Origin of the sequence: Thermotalea metallivorans, from assembly GCF_001562415.1 — a bacterium.
Taxonomy (GTDB): Bacteria; Bacillota; Clostridia; order Peptostreptococcales; family Thermotaleaceae; genus Thermotalea; species Thermotalea metallivorans.
Map to the genome: position 1 here is coordinate 14,803 of NZ_LOEE01000070.1, position 23,932 is coordinate 38,734.

Here is a 23,932-nt window from a genome sequence, read left to right on the forward strand (position 1 = left end):
ATGGGAGCAAGGCCATGTTGAACAAATTTCTAAAAACCGTAGAAAGACACAGGATGCTTGAGAAAGGAGAAGGTGTTGTTGTTGGCGTGTCGGGAGGACCGGATTCTATTTGTCTGCTGCATTTGCTGTGGAGAATAAAGGATATGTATGATCTAAAGCTTTACGCTGTGCATTTAAATCACCGCTTTCGAGGGGAAGAGGCCGATGCCGATGCAGCCTATGTAAAAGAATTTTGTGACAAACTGGATATCCCTTCTTTTATTTTTTCTGAAGATATTGCCCGCTATAGCAGGGAAAAGGGCATAAGCTTTGAAGAGGCCGGACGAGAAAGACGATATCAATTGTTTTATCAAGTGATGGCGCAGCAGAGGGCTGGCAAAATTGCTGTGGCTCAAAACATGGATGATCAGGCAGAAACAGTTCTCATGCGGTTTATGCGAGGTTCCGGCATGGAAGGGCTTGGGGCAATTTCTTATGTGAGAAATCATACCATCATCAGACCCTTGCTGGATATCAGCAGAAGAGAAATTGAAGATTATTGTGAAGCATTTCAATTGAAGCCGAGAATAGACAAAACCAATTTAGAAACCATTTACACAAGAAACCGCATTCGGTTGGAGTTGATTCCCTATATACAGAAGTATTTCAATCCCAGAATTAAAGAAACCCTTTGGAGAACAGCAAATCTTTTCAGGGAGGATAGGGAATGGATTGAGTTGTTGGTTCAAAAAAGTTTTGAAGAAGCAGCCAGAAAAGAAAACGATGCCGTAAGGCTGGATTGCCAAGCCATCAGAAAAATGCATCCTGCCATGGGCAAACGGGTCTTGCGGAGGGCTGTGCAGGAGGTTTGCGGCAACTTGGCCGATACGGAGTATGTACATATAGAACATATTTTGGAATTGATGCAGAAGGGAAATGTGGGGGCGAGTATTGACTTGCCCAAAGGAATGATAGCGGAATTAGGTTACGGGGTATTGAAGATCATGAAGGGAAGGGTAATAGGCCCGGTAGAGTTTATATATCCTTTGGGCATCGGAGAAAGTTTGTATCTGCCGGAATTGAATGCCACTGTAACGTCAAAAATAATATCATTGGATCAATGGAATCCTCAGGACAAACATCCTTATAAAAGGTATTTTGATTTGGAGAAGATAGAACAGGGTATGATTATTAGGAATAGAAGAGCCGGCGACCGCTTTGTACCCTATGGGATGCAGGGAAGGAAAAAGCTGAAGGATTATTTTATTGATGAAAAGGTCCCTAGGGAGATGAGAGATCGGATTCCCCTTGTTTGTGACGGCCATGAAATTATGTGGGTTGTTGGTTATAGAACCAGTGAGAGATATAAAATTGGTCCTCAAACCAAAAAAGTATTGGTTTTGGAATGGAAATTTCAGTATCAACCGGAAGAGATGCCATAAATATCATATACCGGAGATGCAATTTATTGTTTTCATATAAAAAATATGGTAGAATAGAGAGACGCGGTAATTGTGTCAGCGATTGTACTGAAAGGAGGGCTTTTGTTGAAGAAGTTTTTTAGGGGAGCCAGTTTCTATATACTCATATTCATTATCATTGTTGCCATCGTGCATTTTTATGGAAATCCAGCACCGGACAAGATACAGCTGAGTTTTTCCGAATTTGTCATTCAATTGCAAAAGCAAAATGTTGAAGAAATGAGTATTGTGGAGAATACGGTTGTAGGTAAGCTCAAATCCCAGGAGCAAACCTTTGAAACATATATTCCACCCATTGTTATGTCACAAGCTTTATTGGATAAGTATATTCTTCCTCAAATTGAAAGTGGCGTATTGAAGAAGGTAGTAGGACAGCCGCCGGCGAAGACGCCTTGGTTCTTGGATATCCTGCCTTCAGTATTTATGATCCTCATCTTTGTGGTATTATGGTTTGTGTTCATGCAGCAGTCCCAAGGGGGCGGCAGCAGGGTGATGTCCTTCGGAAAGAGCAGGGCGAAACTGCATAAGGAGGATGAACGAAAAAAAGTAACGTTTAACGATGTGGCAGGGCTTGATGAGGAAAAGGAAGAATTACAGGAAATTGTAGATTTCTTAAAAAATCCTAGAAAATATATTGAATTGGGGGCAAGGATCCCGAAGGGAATCTTAATGGTTGGCCCTCCCGGTACAGGAAAAACTTATCTTTCACGGGCTGTGGCCGGAGAAGCGGGAGTTCCCTTCTTTAGCATCAGTGGCTCTGATTTTGTGGAAATGTTTGTTGGGGTAGGTGCATCTCGGGTCCGTGACCTTTTTGAGCAAGCAAAGAAAAATTCTCCTTGCATTGTATTCATTGACGAGATTGATGCTGTAGGACGCAAACGGGGAGCAGGGTTAGGCGGAGGTCATGACGAAAGAGAGCAGACGTTAAACCAGCTCCTTGTTGAAATGGATGGCTTTGGTGTTAATGAAGGAATTATCATCATTGCTGCCACCAACCGGCCGGATATTTTAGACCCTGCATTGCTGCGTCCCGGCAGATTTGACCGCCAGGTGGTGGTAGGCGTGCCTGATGTGAAGGGCAGAGAAGAAATATTAAAAGTTCATTCCAAAAATAAACCGTTGGCGGAAGATGTGGATTTAAAAATTCTTGCCAGAAGAACCCCGGGCTTTACGCCGGCAGATATAGAGAATTTGATGAATGAGGCAGCCCTATTGACAGCCAGAAAAAATAGAAAGAAAATTGATATGGCAACGATTGAAGAAGCCATTACGAAGGTAATTGCAGGTCCGGAAAAAAGAAGCAGAGTCATCAGCGAGAAGGAAAGAAAACTAACGGCCTATCATGAAGCAGGCCATGCTGTGGTTGCCAAGATGCTTCCCAATACGGATCCCGTTCACCAGGTAACGATTATTCCAAGGGGAAGGGCTGGTGGATTTACTATGATTCTGCCGAAAGAAGATAAATATTATGCGACGAAGACAGAAATGCAGGAGCAGATCATTCACCTTCTAGGTGGCAGAGTTGCTGAAAAGTTAGTGCTGGATGATATCAGCACAGGAGCAAGCAATGACTTGGAAAGAGCAACCAATATTGCAAGGGCTATGGTAACCAAATATGGTATGAGTGATAACTTAGGGCCGGTAAATTACAGTTCTGAGGATGAGGTTTTCCTAGGCAGGGATTTTTCCACAAGGAGAAATTATTCTGAAGAAGTTGCTTCAGAAATTGACAAGGAAGTAAGAAGCATTATTGATCATGCTTATGTGACCTGTGAAAAGATTTTAAAGGATAACATCGATAAGCTTCATTTGGTAGCCAATAAATTGTTAGAAGTTGAAACATTAAATGCAGAAGAATTTGAAAGATTGTTTGCAGGCGAAGAAGACAACAAAGAAGAGTAAGAAGAAAAACCCCTTTGTTTGCAGGCAAAGGGGTTTCAGACCATGAAGGAGGGATAGACGATGGATTTTCATTTAAAAGTGGGCATGAAAGCTGTGGTAGAGCATGTGGTGGGAGAAAAAGATACGGCTGCAAGCTTTGGAAGCGGAGGTGTGCTTGTATATGCAACACCTATGATGATCGGACTTATGGAAAATGCATCCTTGAAGGCCGTTGACCCCCATTTGCCGGAAGGGTATGCGACGGTGGGCATCCATCTGGATGTAAAGCATATGGCGGCCACACCTGTGGGAATGAAGGTGAGAGCAGAGGCAGAACTAATCGAGATGGAGGGCAAAAAGCTGAAATTTAAAATTGAAGCCTATGATGAAAAGGATAAAATCGGAGAAGGATTCCATAGCCGTTATATTATCAATAAGGAAAAATTTATCCGGGCCACGGAGGAGAAAGCAAATCAATCATAGATTTGCAGCGGTAAGTCCCAATGGACTTACCATTTTTACTTTTGGGAAAAAATGCATTAAAAATCACAGATGACGAAAACAGGAATTCAGGGGATCGAAGAAGAAAGAAATATATAAGAAATAAAAAGGGAGGGAAAACGGGTGCGTAAGATGGATGTAAAGACAATCACAACGGCGGTGAGGGATTTGTGTATCAAAGCAAACATATATTTAGGAGAAGATGTAAAGAAGGCCTTTTTTAGGGCAAAGGAAGGGGAGGCATCTCCTATAGGCAGGGAGGTTCTTCAACAACTGATTCAAAATGCTGAAATTGCTGAAAAAGAAGAGATGCCTATTTGTCAAGATACGGGAATGACTGTGGTTTTTGTGGAATTGGGACAAGACGTAGCGTTGTATGGGGGAAATATCGCCGAGGCCATTCATGAAGGTGTAAGGCAAGGATATCGTGAAGGATACCTGCGGAAATCTGTTGTGGAGGATCCTCTTCTCCGCAAAAATACAGGGGATAACACCCCTGCTATCATATATTATGATATTGTGCCTGGAGATCAAATAAAAATTACTGTGGCCCCCAAAGGATTTGGCAGTGAGAATATGAGCAGGATTAAAATGTTAAAGCCTTCTGACGGTGTAAAGGGAGTAATCGATTTTGTGGTAGACACCGTATCGGAAGCAGGGTCCAATCCGTGTCCTCCTGTTGTGGTGGGGGTAGGAATCGGAGGGACTATGGAGAAGGCCGCTCTTATGGCAAAAAAGGCCCTCACGAGAAAAATTGGTTCTCAACATTCGGTGGGACATCTGAGAGAACTGGAGGAAACATTATTTAAAAAAATTAACGGCCTTGGAATCGGACCCCAGGGGTTAGGAGGAAGCACGACGGCCTTGGCTGTCCATGTGGAAACTTTCCCTACCCATATTGCCGGCCTGCCTGTAGCGGTAAATATTAACTGCCACGCGGCAAGGCATGAAGAAATTATACTGTAAGGAAAAGGAAGGTAGGAAAATGGCGATGAAAAAAATACAAACGCCTTTGACAACGGAAAAAGTATTAGGATTAAAAGCCGGAGATACCGTATATATTACGGGAACGATTTATGGAGCAAGGGATGCAGCTCATCAAAGAATGGTAGAAACTTTAAACAAGGAAGAAAAGCTTCCCTTTGATATAAAGGATGCCATTCTTTATTATGTGGGGCCTACCCCAGCCAAACCAGGAAAACCAATTGGTTCTGCAGGACCCACCACCAGCGGTCGTATGGATGATCTGACGGTGCCTTTACTGGAACAAGGACTGAAAGGCATGATCGGAAAAGGTTTAAGAAACAAGATGGTGATCGAGGAAATGAAAAAGCATAAAGCCGTGTACTTTGCAGCCATAGGAGGTGCCGGTGCTTTGATTGCCAGCACAATTCGGAAGGCGGAGGTAATTGCCTATGAGGACTTAGGTCCAGAGGCTGTTCAAAGATTGGAAGTAGTGGATTTTCCTGCTGTGGTTGTAATTGACTCAGAAGGAAATAATCTCTATGAGACAGAAAGACGAAAATACCAGCGGTAAGGGAGGAAGAAAGTATGACGGATTACAACGAATTGGCTTTGAAGCTGCATAAAGAAAATAGAGGGAAAATAACGATACACAGCAAGGTCCCGGTGGAAAATAGGGAGGATTTATCTACAGCATATACTCCCGGTGTTGCAGAACCATGCAGAGCAATTCATAAAAGCAAGGAAGCGGTATATGAATATACTTCCAAATGGAATATGGTTGCTGTAGTAAGTGACGGTACCGCTGTGCTTGGATTAGGAGATATTGGGCCCTATGCTGCTATTCCTGTCATGGAAGGAAAGGCTGTGTTGTTTAAAACCTATGCCGGCGTAGACGCATTTCCCATCTGTCTGAATACAAAGGATACAGAAGAGATTATTCGAACGGTAAAGTTATTGGAGCCGGTTTTTGGAGGAATTAATTTAGAGGACATTTCAGCCCCTAGGTGCTTTGAGATTGAGGAAAGATTAAAAAAGGAATTGGAGATCCCTGTATTTCATGATGATCAGCATGGTACGGCCATAGTGGTTTTAGCAGGGCTTATCAATGCCCTAAAATTGGCAAAGAAAAGACTGGAGGATGTTGAAATCGTCGTCAATGGAGCGGGTTCGGCAGGGATTGCCATTACCAAATTATTGCTCAAGGTTGGGGTAAAAGATGTGGTGCTTTGCGATAGACATGGGGCCATTTACCGGGGGGCAAGGGATCTTAATCCAGTGCAGGAAGAAATGGCTCAGCTTACCAATAAGAAGAATATTCGGGGAAACTTGGGGGAAGTAATTAAACAGAAGGATGTATTCATCGGCGTATCGGTACCCAAGGTTGTCACAAAGGAAATGATTGAAACCATGACAGAAAAATCCATTGTATTTGCTATGGCTAATCCAGTACCTGAGATTATGCCGGAGGAAGCCAAGGCAGGAGGAGCCTTCATCGTCGGCACGGGCAGGTCGGATTATCCCAATCAAATTAACAATGTACTGGCCTTTCCCGGCATTTTTAGAGGAGCATTGGATGCAAGGGCAAAGGAGATTACCGATGATATGAAAATCGAAGCTGCCTATGCCATTGCCAATGTTTTAAAAGAAGAAGCATTGCATCCGGAGCAAATCATTCCAAGTCCCTTTGACAAGAACGTGGCGCCTGCAGTAGCCGAGGCTGTAAAAAGAATAGCCAGAGAAAAAGGAATAGCAAGGGTTTAAAAAATTTCAAAAAAAAAAATAATTATACTTCACAATCAAGCCATAACATGATAAACTTTTGTTAAAGAAATGACAGCAGGAGGCACGAAAATCACGCAGACATATGTTCTTACACAGTCCACGGAAGGGGCTAAGAAAAGCTAAATTCTCTATCGTCTAAAAAATTTAACACAGAGCCCAGGAATTTGCAGAAAGGTGAAGAACTTTTAATTAATATGAAGAGGTGGTAGGGTGCCAACAAGAAAAATATTTATCAGCGGTTATGCGAAATTGCCAAAGGGAATCACGGCAACAGAACTTTATAGCGTGATTGCCGTTGGGCTTTTGGTGAATGCACATACCGGAGAAATATTGGATGCCGATTGCACCCTAGTGACATCTGTTGCTAAAAATTTTTTTAAAAATAGTGTAATCGGGGAAAACCTTAACAATATTGATGCCATCGAGAGAATATTTACGGAAAACTATTACGGATCTGCCAGAAAAGCCATTATATCGGCTTTAAGGACTTGTGCAGAAAAATATAAGCAAGTAATTGTAGAAGGGAAAATAGAAGAGGAACATGAATAGAAATAGATTGCAGCATAAATGATTGTATTGGAAAATTTTCAATATAGGAAGCCCTATTATCTGTGTTGATAAAATACCCTTTTATCAAATAAGAGCAGATAAGATCAGGCTAGGTATACCATGAGGAAACCCTGAGATTTCATGGTATGTCTAGCCTTTTATATTTTTCAGAACAGTTTTTTAGATACCTCTAAGGGATGCATGAATTTTTTATTATTTTTATTAATTTATTAAAGGAGGATTTTGCGGGATGTTAGAGAACAGAATTAGACGTGAGGATCTCAAAGGAAAAGTTATGTCGGCTGAAGAAGCAGCGATGCTCATTAAGGATGGCATGACTGTTGCTGCCAGCGGTTTTACTCCTTCCGGCTATCCCAAAGCCGTACCTCTGGCCTTGGCAAAAAGAGCAGAGCATGGGGAGAAGGTAGGAATTACGCTGTTGACAGGAGCTTCTGTGGGTGATGAGTTGGATGGGGCATTGTCCAGAACAGGAGTACTCAAGAGAAGATTTCCGTACCAGACCCACAACGACACAAGAAACGGCATCAATGACGGCAGCATCCTATATCAAGACATGCATTTAAGCCACCTGCCCCAGTATATGAGCTACGGTTTCTTTGGAAAGATTGATGTGGCCATTGTAGAAGCATTGGCCATTACAGAAGAAGGAGGCATTGTTCCTACCACCTCCGTGGGTATTTCTCCGACGGCGGTAAAATTGGCCGAAAAGGTTATTGTTGAGATTAATACAAGCCAGCCCATGGCCTTAGAAGGGGTTCATGATATTTATATACCTGAAAATCCCCCCTTCAGGAAACCGATTCCCATCGAACATTCGGGAGATAGAATCGGTACAACCTATATACCTTGTGATCCTTCCAAAATTGCAGCAATTGTTGTCACAGATATCACAGACAAAGTACGCCCCTTGGGACCTATTGACGAGGATTCAAGGGCAATTTCAGGCCACATTATCGAATTTTTAGAGCATGAGGTGAAGATGGGTAGGCTCCCTAAGAACCTGCTGCCGTTGCAATCAGGGGTAGGCTCCGTGGCAAACGCAGTTTTGGGCGGATTGGTGGACGGACCTTTTACAGACATGACCTGCTATACAGAGGTGATACAGGATTCTATGCTGGATCTTATTGATGCAGGAAAGGTTACCGTAGCGTCCGGTACTTCCATTACACCATCGGAGGAAGGCCTAATTAGGCTTCATAAGAATATCGAAAAATATGCAAAACATATTATTCTAAGACCTCAAGAAATCAGCAACAATCCGGAGGTTGCCCGAAGATTGGGTGTAATCTCCATGAATACGGCCATTGAAGTAGATATCTATGGCCACGTGAACTCAACCAATATTATGGGCTCCCGTATGATGAACGGCATAGGAGGCTCTGGTGATTATACGAGAAACGCCTATATCTCCTTCTATACTACGGTTTCGACGGCAAAGAACGGAGATATTTCATCCATTGTTCCTATGGTATCCCATGTGGACCATACAGAACATGATGTGATGGTGGTGGTAACAGAGCAAGGATTGGCTGATTTACGGGGAACATCTCCCACAGAGAGGGCCAAACGCATTATCGAAAAGTGTGCCCATCCTGATTACAAGCCTATGCTTCAGGATTACTTTGAAAGAGCATTGAAAGGGAAAATAAAGCATGAGCCCCATTTGATCGGGGAGGCCTTATCTTGGCATCAGAGATTTCTTGAAACGGGATCTATGAAAATAAAATAATTTTTGAAAATTGCAAGAATAAAAGAAAAAGAATTATCATGCAGGATTCTCCACAAATATTGTAGAAATGATGATAGCAAGGGGGGGCAATTTGCATCCCCCCAATCTGTGTACATGAAGTTTTTTTAAAAAGTCCTGTTTTACCTTTCAAGTCAGACAAGGACAATGTTATAAATTTTGGGAAACGGATACAATAATACTGATTTTTGAAAGATAGATGTATAAGGAGGAAAAAAAATGTTTGAGAAGGAAAAGCTAGATCAAATCAAAGAAAGTTTTGATGCGTACAATGCAAAAGTAGAAAAATCCCTTGAGAAAAATCCAGAAAGAAAGAAAGCCTTTGAAAGTGGTTCTGGTGCAAATGTAAACAGGCTGTATACCCCCCTTGATATTGCAGATTTTGACTATATGAGGGATTTGGGGATGCCGGGAAGTTATCCCTATACCAGAGGGGTACAGACGACGATGTATAGGGGCAGATTCTGGACCATGAGAATGTATGCAGGTTTTGCTACGGCTGAAGAATCAAATAAGCGCTACAAATATTTGATTGAACAAGGGTCCATGGGTCTTTCGGTAGCTTTTGACCTTCCCACACAGATTGGTTATGACTCAGATCATCCACTGGCGGAAGGAGAAGTAGGTAAAGTAGGTGTTGCCATTGACTCCTTGGCGGATATGGAAATTCTCTTCGACGGTATTCCATTGGATAAAGTTTCCACGTCCATGACAATCAATGCACCGGCATCCGTATTGCTTGCCATGTATATTGCCGTTGCCGAAAAGCAAGGGGTAACACCGGATCAGTTGAGAGGGACGATTCAAAATGATATTTTAAAAGAATATATTGCCCGCGGAACATATATTTTCCCGACGGAACCATCCATGCGATTGATTACAAATATATTTGAATATTGTTCAAAGGAAGTTCCACAATGGAACACAATTTCTATTTCCGGATACCACATCCGAGAAGCCGGATCTACAGCGGCTCAGGAAGTGGGATTCACATTAGCTGACGGTATTGCTTATGTTGAAGCTGCAATCAAAGCCGGTCTTGATGTAGATACTTTTGCGCCAAGATTATCCTTCTTCTTCAATGCCCACAATGATATTTTAGAAGAGGTAGCGAAGTTTAGGGCTGCTAGAAGGCTATGGGCCAAAATCATGAAAGAAAGATTTGGAGCCAAAGATCCAAAGTCCATGGCATTAAAATTCCATACCCAAACAGGTGGATCCACATTGACTGCCCAGCAACCGGATAATAATATTGTGCGGGTGGCAATTCAAACATTGGCAGCCGTTCTTGGAGGAACCCAGTCCTTGCACACCAACTCCAAAGATGAAGCCCTTGCCCTTCCTACGGAAGAATCCGTTCGAATTGCACTAAGAACCCAGCAAATTGTGGCCTATGAAAGCGGCGTTGCAGATACTGTTGACCCGCTGGCTGGTTCATATTATATCGAAGCAAAAACAAAGGAAATTGAAGAAGAAGCCATGAGATATATCAAGAAGATCGATGAATTGGGCGGAGCAGCAAAGGCGATTGACTTAGGATATATCCAACAAGAAATCATGGATGCGGCTTACAACTATCAAAAAGATATTGAAGCAGGAAGAAGAATCATTGTTGGCATGAACAAATTCCAAATTGAAGAGGAGCCGCCAAAAGGATTATTAAAGGTAGATCCGTCTGTGGGTGAATTGCAGAAGAAAAAGCTTGCCGAGTTAAGGGCGACAAGGGACAATAGCCTGGTACAACAAAGATTAGAAGAGTTAAGGAAGGCTTGCCAAGGGGATGACAACTTGATGCCGTTTATCTTAAATGCCGTAAGGGCGTATGCTACCCTTGGAGAAATCTGTGGCGTTATGAGGGAAGTATTTGGTGAGTATCAGCAATCTGTACAATTATAATGCATGAGGGATACAGTCATTGAAAATTGATTCATTGAAGGAGGAAAATTTCATGGATAGACCAATTAGAGTATTAGTTGCAAAACCAGGCCTTGATGGCCATGATAGAGGTGCAAAAGTCATTGCAAGGGCTTTAAGGGATGCCGGTATGGAAGTTATCTATACGGGCTTAAGACAAACACCGGAGCAAATTGTAAATGCCGCCATTCAGGAGGATGTTGATGTTGTTGCCATGAGTATTTTATCAGGGGCCCATAATACATTGTTGCCGAAGGTGGTAGAGTTGTTGAAAGCCGAAAATGTGGATGATGTATTGGTAATCGGTGGCGGCGTTATTCCCGATGATGATATCCCTTTCTTAAAAGAAAAAGGGATTGCGGAAATCTTCACACCGGGGACGCCAACATCTGTAACCATTGACTTTATCCGGGCCAACGTGAAGAGAAAGTAGGAATACAAAGAGGACAACAGGAACGGATCTTCCGGGTTGCGGTCTGTTGTACCCATGACATGCCAAAAAATAGGTGGTGCCATCGATGAAATTAGCGGAAAGATTGTTGCAAGGAGACAAACGGGCAGTTGCAAGATTGATATCCATGGCGGAAAATCATGATCCGGAAGCCGTGGAAATACTGAGAAAGCTGTATAATAAAACGGGGAATGCCCATGTAATCGGTATCACAGGGCCGCCGGGCGCAGGCAAAAGTACTTTGACAGATAAGCTGGCAAAGGCGATCCGAAGAGAGGGGAAGACGGTGGGAATTATTGCCGTTGACCCCACAAGTCCCTTTACAGGGGGCTCTATCCTTGGAGATAGGGTAAGGATGAATGACTTGAGCATGGATCCTGGGGTTTTCATCCGGAGCATGGGTACCCGTGGACATTTGGGAGGATTGTCGAAAGCTACCCAAGCGGCCGTCAAAATCTTAGACATTTATGGTGTAGACTATATTTTTATTGAAACAGTAGGGGTAGGACAGTCGGAGGTAGATATTGCCAAGAACGCAGATACAACCCTTATGGTAACGGTGCCTGGCCTTGGCGATGATATTCAGACAATCAAGGCAGGGATTATGGAGATAGGAGATGTATTTGCTGTCAATAAAGCAGATAGGGATGGAGCCAAGAGAACAGCTACGGAAATTGAAATGATGCTGGATTTTCATCATTCCGATTGGAGACCGCCGGTACAAATGGTCATCGCCGTGGAAAATAAAGGCGTCGATGAGTTGCTGGATCATTTGAAGAATCATAGAAAATATTTGGAGGAAACGGGAAAGCTTCAGGAGAAGAGAATACAAAACAGCAAACTCGAAATCATAGATTTAGTACAAGAAAAACTAATGGGCATGATTTTAGACAAATCCCACAAAGAAGAAATGGTTCATCGGTTGGCAGCCGATGTTGCGGCAAGGAAAATCGACCCGTATTCTGCATCAGAAGCTATACTCAAGGAAATTTAATGGTGTTTCTTAGGGCGGGAGGCAACTGACCCATGCAGTAGACCGATGAAGATGCCCTAAAATATATAAAGGAGGAACATATCATGAAAGTATTAAAAGTCGATCATATTGGGATTGCTGTAAAAAACTTGGATGAAACTTTAAAGTTCTATCAAGAAATGCTTGGACTGGAACTTCATGGAACGGAAGTGGTGGAAGAACAAAAGGTAAAGGTTGCATTCCTGCCTGTTGGAGATACAGAGGTTGAACTGTTAGAATCCACAGATCCGGAAGGTCCTATTGCCAAATTTATTGAAAAAAAAGGGGAAGGGATTCAGCATATCGCTTTTCGGGTACCCAATATTGAGGAAGCTATCGCTGAATTAATGGCAAAAGGTGTAAAAATGATCGATGAAAAGCCCAGATACGGAGCAGGGGGAGCAAAGATTGCCTTCTGTCATCCAAAGAGTACAAATGGTGTACTGGTAGAATTAAGTGAAAGAGAATAGTGGGAAGACTGCCTGATTTTTGGTGGTCTAATATCAGAGTAGGAGGTTCGTGAACATGGCAATCAACAAAATAGAGGATTTGCGCAAACGCAGAGAAAAGATCATGATGGGCGGTGGGCAAAAGAGGATTGATAAGCAGCATGATTCCGGAAAATTAACTGCAAGGGAAAGATTGCATCTGTTATTTGATGAGGGGACTTTCGTCGAACTAGATGCCTTTGTAACGCACCGATGCGTAAACTTTGGCATGGAAAAAGTAGATGCTCCGGGAGAAGGTGTTGTTACGGGATATGGAATGGTAGACGGGAGGCTTGTCTATGCTTTCGCCCAAGATTTCACCGTAGTTGGAGGATCCCTTGGAGAAATGCATGCGGCAAAAATCTGCAAAGTATTGGATAATGCCCTAAAGGTAGGAGCACCTGTAGTAGGTTTAAATGACTCCGGGGGAGCCAGAATTCAGGAAGCTGTGGATGCCCTGTCCGGATACGGAAAGATTTTCTACAGAAATACCATCGCTTCAGGGGTGATTCCGCAAATTTCTGCCATTATGGGGCCATGTGCGGGGGGAGCAGTATATTCACCTGCGTTAACTGACTTTGTTTACATGGTTGACAAGACTAGCCAGATGTTTATTACGGGTCCCCAGGTCATCAAAACTGTTACAGGAGAAGAAGTTTCAGCAGAAGAACTTGGTGGAGCCATGACCCATAATACCACCAGCGGTGTTGCCCATTTCATCGCTGCCAATGACGAAGATTGCATTGCCCAAATCAGGAGATTATTGAGTTTCTTGCCGTCAAACAATATGGAAACGGCACCTTACTATGCAACAGAAGATGATATCAATCGATTGGTGCCGGAGTTGGATAATTTATTGCCGGATAATCCCAACAAGCCTTACGACATGTTTGATATTATTGCAAGAATTGTTGATGATGGCGATTATTATGAGTATCAACCCCATTACGCAAAAAATATTATCACTTGCTTTGCGAGAATCAACGGACAATCTGTGGGAATTATTGCAAATCAGCCCAAATTCTTAGCAGGGTGCTTGGATATTAATGCATCAGACAAAGCAGCGAGATTTATCAGAACCTGTGATGCTTTTAATATTCCATTGTTGAATATTATCGACGTACCTGGTTTCTTACCTGGGACCAATCAAGAATATGGCGGTATTATCAGACACGGCGCCAAGATGTTGTATGCATACAGTGAAGCTACTGTACCAAAGGTATCCCTCATCGTAAGAAAGGCTTATGGGGGAGCATACTTGGCAATGTGTTCAAAAGATTTAGGAGCAGATATTGTGCTTGCATGGCCACAAGCTGAGATCGCCGTTATGGGCCCCCAAGGAGCTGCGAATATTATTTTTAGGGATGAGATCGCAAAGGCAGAAGATCCGGCGGCGGAAAGGGCAAAGAAAATACAAGAATATACCGATGAATTTGCAACACCCTACAAGGCAGCGGAAAGGGGCTTTGTTGATGATGTCATTGAGCCGAATGCTACTAGGCCAAGACTGGTAGATGCCTTAAATATGCTCGCATCTAAGCGTGAAAGCAGACCGGCCAAGAAACACGGAAATATTCCGCTGTAAGATTATAAAAAAAGCACCATAGAAGTCCAAGAAAAAGAGGTGATATCAGTGTTCGGTCAAACAATAAGTTTTGGGGAAGGTTTGTTGGTTACTGCTTTGGGAATGGGCGTTGTATTTGCAACTTTGATTGCACTGTCATACATGTTGGATCTTCTGAGAATTCTTTTTTACAAGGAACCGAAGGCACCCATACAAATTGTGGAAAAAGCGCCTGTGCTGGAAGAACCGGCCAAAAAAGAAAATGAAGAAGAACTGATTGCAGTGATTACTGCAGCAGTGGCGGCAAATTTGCAAACTTCTACCCATAATATCGTTGTTCGAAATATTGTAAGAATCGGGGATCAATCTCCCACATGGAATCGATTAGGCAGAATGGAACAAATGAACAGCAGATTTTAATAAAAAAGAAAAGATGGGTACAAATTTTATAAGTATTGAAGGAGGATTATAAAAATGAGAAAATTTAACATAACTGTAAATGGAAATACTTATGAAGTTGAGGTTGAAGAAATCGGAGGAGTATCTGTGCCTGCACCTGCCCCAAGACCAGCAGCTCCTGCGGCGGCACCAAAGGCTGCACCGGCACCGGCAGCACCGAAGGCAGCTGCTCCCGCAGCACCAAAGGCAGTTTCTGCAGGCGGAAATTCCATCACGGCGCCAATGCCTGGAACCATCCTGGATATCAAAGTGAAGGAAGGCGATACAGTCAAGTCCGGTGATGTATTGATTATTTTGGAAGCCATGAAAATGGAAAATGAAATCATGGCACCGGCAGACGGTAAAGTTGTATCTATCCATACAACAAAGGGTGCATCAGTGAACGCAGGAGACGTATTGGTTGTATTGGGATAATATAACTTTGTCTCGTCAGATTAAACTATGAAAGAGAGGGAGACAACAAGATGTTTATAGATGTAATTAGAGATTTCTGGGCAAGTACAGGCTTTGTTGCCCTCACATGGCAGCAGCTTGTCATGCTGGGTGTTGCATGCCTGCTACTGTACTTGGCAATCGTAAAACAATATGAACCGTTATTACTGCTCCCTATTTCCTTCGGTATGCTTCTCGCCAACCTTCCTCTTGCTTTTTTGATGGGTGAACCGATTTATGAAATAGGAAAAGACGGACTGCCTCATGTAAAACAATACGGCGGACTTTTGTACTACTTGTATCAAGGGGTGAAGCTGGGGATTTATCCTCCGTTGATTTTCTTGGGTGTAGGTGCCATGACGGATTTCGGTCCGCTGATTGCCAATCCGAGAAGCTTGCTTTTAGGAGCAGCAGCCCAATTTGGCATCTTCACCACTTTTATGGGAGCCATTGCTCTGGGTTTTACGGGACCTGAAGCAGCTTCCATTGGTATTATCGGCGGGGCTGACGGACCTACGGCAATCTTCTTGACATCAAAGCTTGCTCCCCATCTACTGGGACCCATTGCTGTTGCGGCCTATTCCTATATGGCTCTTGTACCAATTATCCAGCCTCCCATCATGAAAGCCTTGACCACCAGGGAAGAAAGAAGAACAAAGATGGAGCAGCTAAGGCCTGTAACCAAAACAGAAAAAGTACTCTTTCCAATTATCGTTACAATCCTTGGGGCATTATTATTGCCATCTGCAGCAGGATTATTGGGGATGCTGATGCTCGGCAATCTTTTCAGAGAATCAGGAGTTGTGGACAGAATCTTTAAAACGGCACAAAATGAGCTTATCAACATTGTAACCATTTTCTTGGGAACTACCGTGGGAGCAACAGCCAGTGCGGAAAAATTCTTAAGGGCAGACACCCTAAAAATTATCGCCTTAGGATTGATAGCTTTCTCCATTGGTACGGCGGCAGGGGTGCTCTTCGGAAAAATCATGTATATTGCTTCCGGTAAGAAAGTAAACCCATTGATCGGTTCTGCAGGGGTATCTGCGGTGCCTATGGCAGCAAGGGTTTCTCAAGTAGTGGGGCAAAAGGAAAATCCATCCAATTTCCTTTTAATGCATGCTATGGGACCAAACGTAGCCGGCGTTATCGGTTCTGCCATTGCAGCAGGGGTATTGTTATCCATATTTGGTTAAGAAAAAAATAGACAGGGTATGTGCCTTGTCTATTTTTTATCTATTTCTTCGCTATTTATGATAAAATAGGGGATAGAATAAAGGAAAGAGGATGGGATTGGATGAAAAAAGAGGTCTTAGAGACGTTAAAACATAATAAAGGAAGGTTTATTTCAGGAGAAGAATTGAGCAACCGACTGGGAGTTACGAGGACGGCTGTATGGAAACATATTCATCAATTAAAAGAAGAGGGATACAGGATTGAATCTGTATCGAAGAAGGGGTACAAATTGTTGGAAGAGCCCGATATATTGAATGAAAATGCTCTGCAGTTGGATTTAGATACCAAGATAATCGGGAAAAGAATCATACACTTGAATACCATTGATTCTACCAATACCATGGCAAAAAAAATTGCCGCTGAAGATGGGGAAGAAGGAACAATTGTGATTGCAGAAGAACAGACGGAGGGAAGAGGGAGACTCGGTCGAAAATGGGTATCGCCGAAGGGGACTGGCATATGGATGTCCTTGATTTTAAAACCTTCCATTGAACCTACGGAAGCCGCAAAGATTACCCAAATTGCCGCGGCTGCTGTTGCCTTGGCCATTCGGAAGGTGACAGGGTGTGAAGCAGGCATCAAATGGCCCAATGACATTATTTTGGAAAGGAAAAAGGTGTGCGGTATTTTAACGGAGATGAGTGCAGAATTAAATTGTGTGAACTATGTAATCGTAGGGATAGGAATCAATGTGAATGGAGATATGGAGGCATTTCCGGAGGATATAAAAAAGACTGCCACGTCGGTCAAGGCCTCTGCTGGAAAGACGGTTTCGAGGAAAGCAATTGTACTTTATATTTTAAGGGAGTTTGAAAGATTATACCTTGATTTTATACAAAGCAAAAGCCTTCAGAAGAGTGTGGAGATTTGCAAAAAATATTCCGTAACCCTGGGAAATCCTGTAAAAATCATTAACCGTGATCGACAAATTGTTGCTGAGGCTGTGGATTTGACCGAAGAGGGAGAATTGGTGATTCGCAATCAAAAGGGAGAGTTGGAGAAAATTATTTCCGGGGAAGTTTCCGTAAGGGGGATATCGGATTATGTATAAAAACTGTATCACGGATGTACCGGGAATCAAAGTGGGACAAGCCTCTGATGCAAAGGGATTAACAGGATGTACCGTTATTTTATGTGAAGATGGAGCTGTTTGCGGTGTGGAGGTAAGGGGTTCCGCACCGGGGACAAGGGAGACAGATTTGTTGAAACCCCAGATGTTGGTGGACAGAGTCCATGGCGTGATTTTGGCAGGGGGCAGTGCTTTTGGACTGGCGGCTGCAGACGGCATGATGCATTATTTGGAAGAGAAGGGCATCGGCTTTGATGTGGGAGTTACAAAGGTACCCATTGTAACAGGCGCCGTATTATTTGATCTTTACGTTGGAGATCATACAATCAGACCCAACTTTGAAATGGGCTATAAGGCATGTGTAGATGCTTCTACCCAAAAAATAAAGGAAGGAAATTGGGGTGCAGGGACTGGCGCAACGGTAGGAAAAATTCTTGGACATGGACAATGCATGAAGGGCGGTATCGGCAGTGCCAGTGTCATTTTGGACAATGGGGTTATTGTAGGGGCAGTGGTAGCGGTCAATGCCTTTGGTGATATACGGGATTGGGAGACAGGGAAAATTATCGCCGGACCGCGGGATGCTGACTCAGGAGAAATTATCGATACTTGCACATATATGAAAGGGCGCATAGGAACTGCTTTGTCCTTCGGAAGGGAGCATACAACCATTGGGGCCGTGGCGACCAATGCCAAATTATCAAAGGCTGAGGCACAGAAATTATCCCAAATGGCTATGAACGGATTGATCAAGGTGATCTCGCCTTCCGGCACCACCTTGGATGGGGACACGGTATTTGCTTTATCTCGGGGGCATCAGATTTGTGATATCAATATACTGGGAATCATGGCTGCAGAAGCTATGGCTATAGCCGTAAATCGGGCTGTAAAAGCAGCAAAGACCGTTGCCAATATTCCTTCCTACAGCGATTATTTTTCAAGAGGGTAGCAGGGGAAAAGCAGAGAGGAATAAGAGGCCTATGGGCGTGTGGAAGGAAAACAATAATTTTATTGCAAAATAAGCATGCAAGTGATAACATACTACTAGGAATCAGCCAGTATCGTTTGTGAACTGGACTTAATTTATATGGAATTTCATTTGCAAACGTGCATGTCCGGTATCCTGGAAAAAGGAATTGGAACGGAGGGAACAAATTGAAAAGAAATTTAAAAACAAGACCTTTTTTAACCTTGCGGCAGATGACGACAGCAGGATTGCTAAGTGCCATTGCCATTGCTCTCAGCATGACGCCCCTGGGGTATATACCGATCCCATGGCTTGTCGGTGTCAATGCCACTACGATGCATATTCCGGTGATTATTGCCTCCATTGTATCGGGACCCATTGTAGGGCTGATTGTAGGGACCATTTTTGGTATTTCAAGTTTCTTAAGGGCAAATCATCCGTTTTTTGCAAATCCGGTGATTGCCATTCTGCCAAGAATGCTGATTGGAATTACGGCTTATTATGCCTTCCAATGGTCGAAAAGCTCCGTTGTGGCTGCCATCGCAGGTACCCTTACCAATACCATTGGCGTACTTACCTTGATCTTTGCTTTTGGATATCTTCCCTTAAAAGTGGTTTTGGGAATAGCAGGGATCAATGGGACTGCGGAAGTGATCGTATCGGCGTTGATTGTGGGAGCTGTGGTGAAGGCATTCCAGAGGGCATACCGTCCATAGATAGATTGTAAGAAAACAGGAAAATTTATAATATCCAAGAAAGGTAAGGCGATGAAATGTTACTGGCATTTGATGTGGGAAATACAAATATTGTATTAGGTGTATATCGGGGGCAAACCCTGTTGAATTACTGGCGGATTGCCACAGACAAAAGCAAAACATCCGATGAATACGGCATGTTGATTCATCAATTATTTCAATACGAGGGGTTAAGCATGAAGGATATTGATGATGTCATTATTTCTTCTGTTGTACCACCCCTTATGTATTCTTTACAGCATATGGCCTATAAATATTGCAAAAAGGAAGCGATGGTGGTAGGACCCGGGATCAAGACAGGTATGAATATTAAATACGATAATCCAAAGCAGGTAGGTGCCGATAGGATTGTCAATGCAGTGGCTGCCTATGAAAAATATGGAGGACCTCTGGTAATTGTGGATTTTGGAACAGCAACAACTTTTTGTGCCGTATCAGAAAAGGGAGAATATTTAGGTGGGACAATTGCCCCCGGAATTAAAATCTCCAGCGAGGCATTGTTTCAAAATGCTGCGAAACTTCCGAGGGTAGAATTGATAAAGCCAGGGCATGTTATTTGTAAAAATACCGTAAGCAGCATGCAATCCGGCATCATCTACGGATATATCGGGTTGGTTGATTATATTGTAAAAAGAATGAAACAAGAATTAGGGAATCATCCCAATACAAGGGTAATTGCCACGGGGGGACTGGCAAATCTCATTGCCAGCGAATCGGAAACCATCGACGAAGTAAATGGTTTGCTGACCCTTGAAGGGTTAAGGATTATATATGAGCGCAACAAAGGGTAAAAGGGGGCCGGGAATGTTTCCTGGCCTTTGCTTTGCATATAAGTATACCACTTTAGCATTTCGTTTATCCAAAAGTTATATTTCTTGTGTAGCTGCCAGTTGCCAGTTATCAGCCAGCAATACCGGCAGCTGTTCGCTGGGAGCTGGCAGCTGGCAACCAATGAGAGACCAAAACAGCAGAGGGTGAATAAAATGAATATTGCAGGAGTGCAGTTGGAAAACAATGTCTCTTTGGGACCTATGGCCGGCGTGACAGATTTGACCTTTCGGCTTTTATGCAAAGAGCAGGGCTGTGGTCTTGTCTATACGGAAATGGTAAGTGCCAAAGGGATTTGCTATGGAGACAAAAATACTGAGGATCTTCTGGAGATTAGGGAAGAAGAAAAACCTGTAGCTTTGCAGATATTTGGCTCCGATCCCGATTTTATGGCAAGGGCTGCTGAAATGTTAAATCATCGGGGACACACTTTTCTAGATATCAATATGGGATGCCCTACACCCAAAATTGTTAAAAACGGGGATGGTTCCGCATTGATGAAAGATCCTGAGCTGGCCGGGAAAATTGTAAAGGCAGTGTGCAATGCTACAGATAAGCCTGTGACGGTGAAGATCAGGAAGGGCTGGGATGAGGATCATGTCAATGGGGTGGAGATGGCAAAAATACTCGAAGAGAGCGGTGCTAAGGCTATTGCCGTCCATGGAAGAACGCGGGAACAATTTTACAGCGGTAGGGCAGATTGGAGCATGATAAAGAAAGTTAAAGAGGCTGTCAGTATTCCTGTCATCGGAAACGGCGACATATTTACGGTGGAGGATGCTGTGAGGATGAGAGAGGAGACGGGTTGTGACGGAATCATGGTGGCCAGAGGGGCTCAGGGAAATCCTTGGATATTTAAAAGAATTGCTCATTATATGAAGACGGGCGTTCTCTTGGCGGAACCCACGGCTGAAGAGAAGGTTGAAATGGCATTGGAGCATCTCCGGCGAATGGTTGAAGCCAAGGGAGAGTATATCGCCATTCGTGAAATGAGAAAACATATTGCCTGGTACCTGAAAGGAATACGAAACGCTGCCCAAATTCGAGGACAAATCAACCGTGTGACCAGCCAAAAGGATATGGAAATTTTATTGGGAAATTTTCTGAGAACCTTGTCCTAAATTCAACGTGAATCGCTTGACAAGACTGGTTGCCTACATTATAATTATTCGCATATAGTTCCACTTTATGCTTAAGAGCACTGTGAATCCAGTGCTTATATGCTAAATTGAGAAAAATTACCAGGGTATTACAGGCATAAATCAACAACCAGGGCATATATTATCAACAAATCATTTCTATATATAAATAACTGGAAAAGGAGAGGGAATAGATGACAGATAAGGAAGTATTGTTAACCTCACAAGGGTTAAAAAAAATAGAGGACGAGTTGGAAGTGCTAAAGACCGTACGAAGAAAGGAAGTAGCAGAAAGAATTAAGCAAGCCATCGCTTTTGGAGACATCAGTGAAAATTCAGAATATGACGAAGCAAAAAACGAACAAGCTCAGTTGGAAGAGAGAATTGCCAAGTTGGAGACAATGCTTCGAAAAGCCAAAATCATCGATGAAGATGAGATTTCTGTGGAAGCAGTAAGCATAGGTGCTACTGTAAAGGTTATGGATTTAGAATTTGATGAAGAAGTGGAATATACTATTGTAGGCTCTGCGGAGGCAGATCCTTACGAATTGAAAATATCCAATGAATCACCGGTAGGAAGTGCCTTAATCGGAAAGAAAGTTGGCGATGTTGTAAATGTACAAATTCCGGATGGCGTAACAAAATATAAAATTTTGGAGATTAGAAGATAATTGGGGGGCGTACAAAAGATGAACGAAGAAATGAATCTCAGCGAAATACTGCGGGTGAGAAGGGAAAAATTAAAAAAGCTTCAGGAAATGGGAAGGGATCCTTTTCAAATAGAAAAATATGAGCAAACCCATTTTAGCCAGGACATCAAAGAAAATTATGAGGCAATGGAAGGAAAGGAAGTATCAATTGCCGGAAGAATCATGGCCAAGCGAACGATGGGAAAGGCTGCTTTTTTGGATATACAGGATAAGCAAGGGAGAATTCAAACCTATGTAAGGCAAGATATCATAGGAGAGGAAGAATACGATATTCTTGTGACCTATGATATAGGCGATATTGTTGGAGTAAAAGGAACTGTGTTTAAAACAAAGCAAGGAGAGATATCCGTAAAAGCAAGCCAAGTGCTGCTGCTGACAAAATCGTTGCAAGTACTGCCCGAAAAATGGCATGGATTAAAGGACCAAGAACTAAGGTACAGGCAAAGATATGTGGATTTGATCGTGAACCCGGAAGTGAAGAGAGCATTTATTATTCGAACAAAAGCTATCAAGGCTTTGAGAAAATATTTGGATGACAGGGATTTCTTGGAAGTAGAAACACCAATTTTAAGCACCATTGCAGGGGGAGCTGCAGCCAGACCCTTTATTACCCATCACAATACATTGGATATCGATATGTACTTAAGAATTGCAACGGAGCTTCATTTAAAGCGATTGGTTGTGGGGGGCTTTGATCGTGTATATGAAATCGGAAGGCTTTTCAGAAATGAAGGAATGTCCATCAAGCATAATCCGGAATTTACAACCATTGAGGTATATCAAGCCTATGCCGACTATGAGGATATTATGAAACTGACAGAAGAAGTGATCGCGTATATGGCTCAGCAGGCATTGGGAACAACGAAAATTACTTATCAAGGAAAAGAAATTGATCTGACCCCGCCATGGAGGCGTATTTCTATGATGGATTTTGTAAAGGAGGTAACAGGCGTAGATTTTAACCAGGTGAAATCGGATGAAGAAGCCATTGCCATTGCAAAGAAGCATGGCATAGAAATTGAGAAGGGAATGAAAAAAGGGCATATCATCAATGCTTTCTTTGAAGAATTTTGCGAGAAGAAACTGATTCAGCCTACTTTCATTACCCACCATCCAGTAGAAGTTTCACCGCTGGCAAAGAGAAATCCTGACAATCCTGAAATTACAAACAGATTTGAAGCATTTATCAACACATGGGAAATTGCCAATGCCTTTTCGGAGTTGAATGATCCCATTGATCAGAAAGAAAGATTTGAAGAACAGCTGAGACAAAGGGAGGCCGGCGATGAAGAAGCCCATATGATGGACGATGATTTTATCAATGCACTGGAAGTAGGCCTACCCCCTACAGGAGGATTAGGAATAGGGATTGACCGATTGATGATGTTGTTTACAGATTCACCGTCTATAAGGGATGTAATTTTATTTCCTACGATGAAACCAATTGAAAAATAGTACTGGCCATTAAAAGCATAGGGATGTCTCTATGCTTTTATACATTTTTCACGGCAGCCCTGTCCATATACAGATAAAAAATATAGAAGGCGAAAAAATGTAGAAAAAGGGAATAATAACAGAAAAAATACATATAATTGTAATGGGCAGCGGTGAAATATATTTATTTTTCAAAAGAATACTGAAAATCAATAAGCCTTGAATAGATTGCTTTCTATTGCAAAAACGATAAAAGATAAAAAAGACAGGAAAACGAAAAAATTACCAGTTGATTTTGAAGCAAAACCATGGTAGTATATATTTTGTCGTCATGACAAAAGAAGCAGAAAAAAATAAGCTATACGAAGAAAAAAAGCTATTGACATGATACGACAAATATGATACATTATAAAAGTCGCTGTTTGATGGCGACCTTCCGATTGGTCTTTGAAAACTACACAGTGTAAGAGGAAAGCCAGCAAGCAAAGAGAAGGAAGAATTTGATTTGAGAGTTTGATCCTGGCTCAGGATGAACGCTGGCGGCGTGCCTAACACATGCAAGTCGAG

The 23,932-nt window shown here is 42.7% G+C and carries 23 protein-coding genes and 1 rRNA gene; all 24 read left to right on the plus strand.

Annotated features, from left to right (window positions below; translation table 11 throughout):
• The first annotated feature begins 14 nt into the window (after positions 1–14).
• Positions 15–1,421, plus strand: a complete 1,407-nt coding sequence (tilS, locus tag AN619_RS13610; protein ID WP_068557817.1) for a tRNA lysidine(34) synthetase TilS — start codon at positions 15–17, stop codon at positions 1,419–1,421.
• Positions 1,422–1,526: 105 nt separating this feature from the next.
• Positions 1,527–3,362, plus strand: a complete 1,836-nt coding sequence (gene ftsH, locus AN619_RS13615; protein ID WP_068557818.1) for an ATP-dependent zinc metalloprotease FtsH — start codon at positions 1,527–1,529, stop codon at positions 3,360–3,362.
• 60 nt (positions 3,363–3,422) lie between these two features.
• On the plus strand, positions 3,423–3,824 hold the full coding sequence (locus AN619_RS13620) for a thioesterase family protein (RefSeq protein ID WP_068557819.1): 402 nt from the start codon (positions 3,423–3,425) through the stop codon (positions 3,822–3,824).
• Between the two features lie 141 nt (positions 3,825–3,965).
• Positions 3,966–4,808, plus strand: coding sequence for a fumarate hydratase (locus tag AN619_RS13625; RefSeq protein WP_068557820.1), 843 nt, complete (start codon positions 3,966–3,968; stop codon positions 4,806–4,808).
• Between the two features lie 19 nt (positions 4,809–4,827).
• Positions 4,828–5,379, plus strand: coding sequence for a Fe-S-containing hydro-lyase (locus AN619_RS13630; RefSeq protein ID WP_083525150.1), 552 nt, complete (start codon positions 4,828–4,830; stop codon positions 5,377–5,379).
• A gap of 14 nt (positions 5,380–5,393) precedes the next feature.
• Entirely contained in the window at positions 5,394–6,569 is a 1,176-nt protein-coding gene (locus AN619_RS13635; protein ID WP_068557821.1) for an NAD(P)-dependent malic enzyme, read from the plus strand.
• Positions 6,570–6,800: 231 nt separating this feature from the next.
• Positions 6,801–7,139: a DUF3870 domain-containing protein gene (locus AN619_RS13640; protein ID WP_068557822.1), complete on the plus strand. Its 339-nt coding sequence runs from the start codon at positions 6,801–6,803 to the stop codon at positions 7,137–7,139.
• Between the two features lie 250 nt (positions 7,140–7,389).
• Positions 7,390–8,889 (plus strand): acetyl-CoA hydrolase/transferase family protein, encoded by a 1,500-nt coding sequence (locus AN619_RS13645; RefSeq protein WP_068557823.1) that lies wholly within the window; start codon positions 7,390–7,392, stop codon positions 8,887–8,889.
• 237 nt (positions 8,890–9,126) lie between these two features.
• Entirely contained in the window at positions 9,127–10,803 is a 1,677-nt protein-coding gene (locus AN619_RS13650) for an acyl-CoA mutase large subunit family protein (RefSeq protein WP_068557824.1), read from the plus strand.
• A 52-nt stretch (positions 10,804–10,855) separates the two neighbouring features.
• Positions 10,856–11,254, plus strand: a complete 399-nt coding sequence (locus AN619_RS13655; protein ID WP_068557825.1) for a cobalamin B12-binding domain-containing protein — start codon at positions 10,856–10,858, stop codon at positions 11,252–11,254.
• A gap of 85 nt (positions 11,255–11,339) precedes the next feature.
• The gene (gene meaB / locus AN619_RS13660) at positions 11,340–12,266 is read left to right on the plus strand and encodes a methylmalonyl Co-A mutase-associated GTPase MeaB (protein ID WP_068557826.1); all 927 of its coding nucleotides are present in this window, start codon (positions 11,340–11,342) and stop codon (positions 12,264–12,266) included.
• An 83-nt stretch (positions 12,267–12,349) separates the two neighbouring features.
• Positions 12,350–12,754: a methylmalonyl-CoA epimerase gene (gene mce, locus AN619_RS13665; protein ID WP_198153321.1), complete on the plus strand. Its 405-nt coding sequence runs from the start codon at positions 12,350–12,352 to the stop codon at positions 12,752–12,754.
• 55 nt (positions 12,755–12,809) lie between these two features.
• Complete coding sequence (mmdA, locus tag AN619_RS13670; protein WP_068557828.1) at positions 12,810–14,357, plus strand: methylmalonyl-CoA decarboxylase subunit alpha; 1,548 nt, start codon at positions 12,810–12,812, stop codon at positions 14,355–14,357.
• A gap of 48 nt (positions 14,358–14,405) precedes the next feature.
• The gene (locus tag AN619_RS13675) at positions 14,406–14,756 is read left to right on the plus strand and encodes an OadG family protein (RefSeq protein ID WP_068557829.1); all 351 of its coding nucleotides are present in this window, start codon (positions 14,406–14,408) and stop codon (positions 14,754–14,756) included.
• Between the two features lie 54 nt (positions 14,757–14,810).
• Positions 14,811–15,209, plus strand: a complete 399-nt coding sequence (locus AN619_RS13680; RefSeq protein WP_068557830.1) for a biotin/lipoyl-containing protein — start codon at positions 14,811–14,813, stop codon at positions 15,207–15,209.
• Between the two features lie 50 nt (positions 15,210–15,259).
• Complete coding sequence (locus tag AN619_RS13685; protein WP_068557831.1) at positions 15,260–16,423, plus strand: sodium ion-translocating decarboxylase subunit beta; 1,164 nt, start codon at positions 15,260–15,262, stop codon at positions 16,421–16,423.
• Between the two features lie 101 nt (positions 16,424–16,524).
• Entirely contained in the window at positions 16,525–17,514 is a 990-nt protein-coding gene (locus tag AN619_RS13690) for a biotin--[acetyl-CoA-carboxylase] ligase (protein WP_068557832.1), read from the plus strand.
• Positions 17,507–18,481 (plus strand): P1 family peptidase, encoded by a 975-nt coding sequence (locus AN619_RS13695; protein WP_068557833.1) that lies wholly within the window; start codon positions 17,507–17,509, stop codon positions 18,479–18,481. The genes AN619_RS13690 and AN619_RS13695 overlap by 8 nt, the downstream gene beginning before the upstream one ends.
• 206 nt (positions 18,482–18,687) lie before the next feature.
• The gene (locus tag AN619_RS13700) at positions 18,688–19,215 is read left to right on the plus strand and encodes an ECF transporter S component (RefSeq protein ID WP_330382095.1); all 528 of its coding nucleotides are present in this window, start codon (positions 18,688–18,690) and stop codon (positions 19,213–19,215) included.
• 56 nt (positions 19,216–19,271) lie between these two features.
• Positions 19,272–20,045 carry a type III pantothenate kinase gene (locus tag AN619_RS13705; RefSeq protein WP_068557834.1) on the plus strand — a complete coding sequence of 258 codons (774 nt, stop codon included), beginning with the start codon at positions 19,272–19,274 and terminating at the stop codon, positions 20,043–20,045.
• A 192-nt stretch (positions 20,046–20,237) separates the two neighbouring features.
• Entirely contained in the window at positions 20,238–21,203 is a 966-nt protein-coding gene (gene dusB, locus AN619_RS13710) for a tRNA dihydrouridine synthase DusB (RefSeq protein ID WP_068557835.1), read from the plus strand.
• 212 nt (positions 21,204–21,415) lie between these two features.
• The gene (greA, locus tag AN619_RS13715) at positions 21,416–21,892 is read left to right on the plus strand and encodes a transcription elongation factor GreA (protein WP_068557836.1); all 477 of its coding nucleotides are present in this window, start codon (positions 21,416–21,418) and stop codon (positions 21,890–21,892) included.
• 18 nt (positions 21,893–21,910) lie between these two features.
• Positions 21,911–23,386 (plus strand): lysine--tRNA ligase, encoded by a 1,476-nt coding sequence (gene lysS, locus AN619_RS13720; protein WP_068557837.1) that lies wholly within the window; start codon positions 21,911–21,913, stop codon positions 23,384–23,386.
• Positions 23,387–23,866: 480 nt separating this feature from the next.
• Positions 23,867–23,932, plus strand: a 16S ribosomal RNA gene (locus AN619_RS13725); the annotation flags it as partial.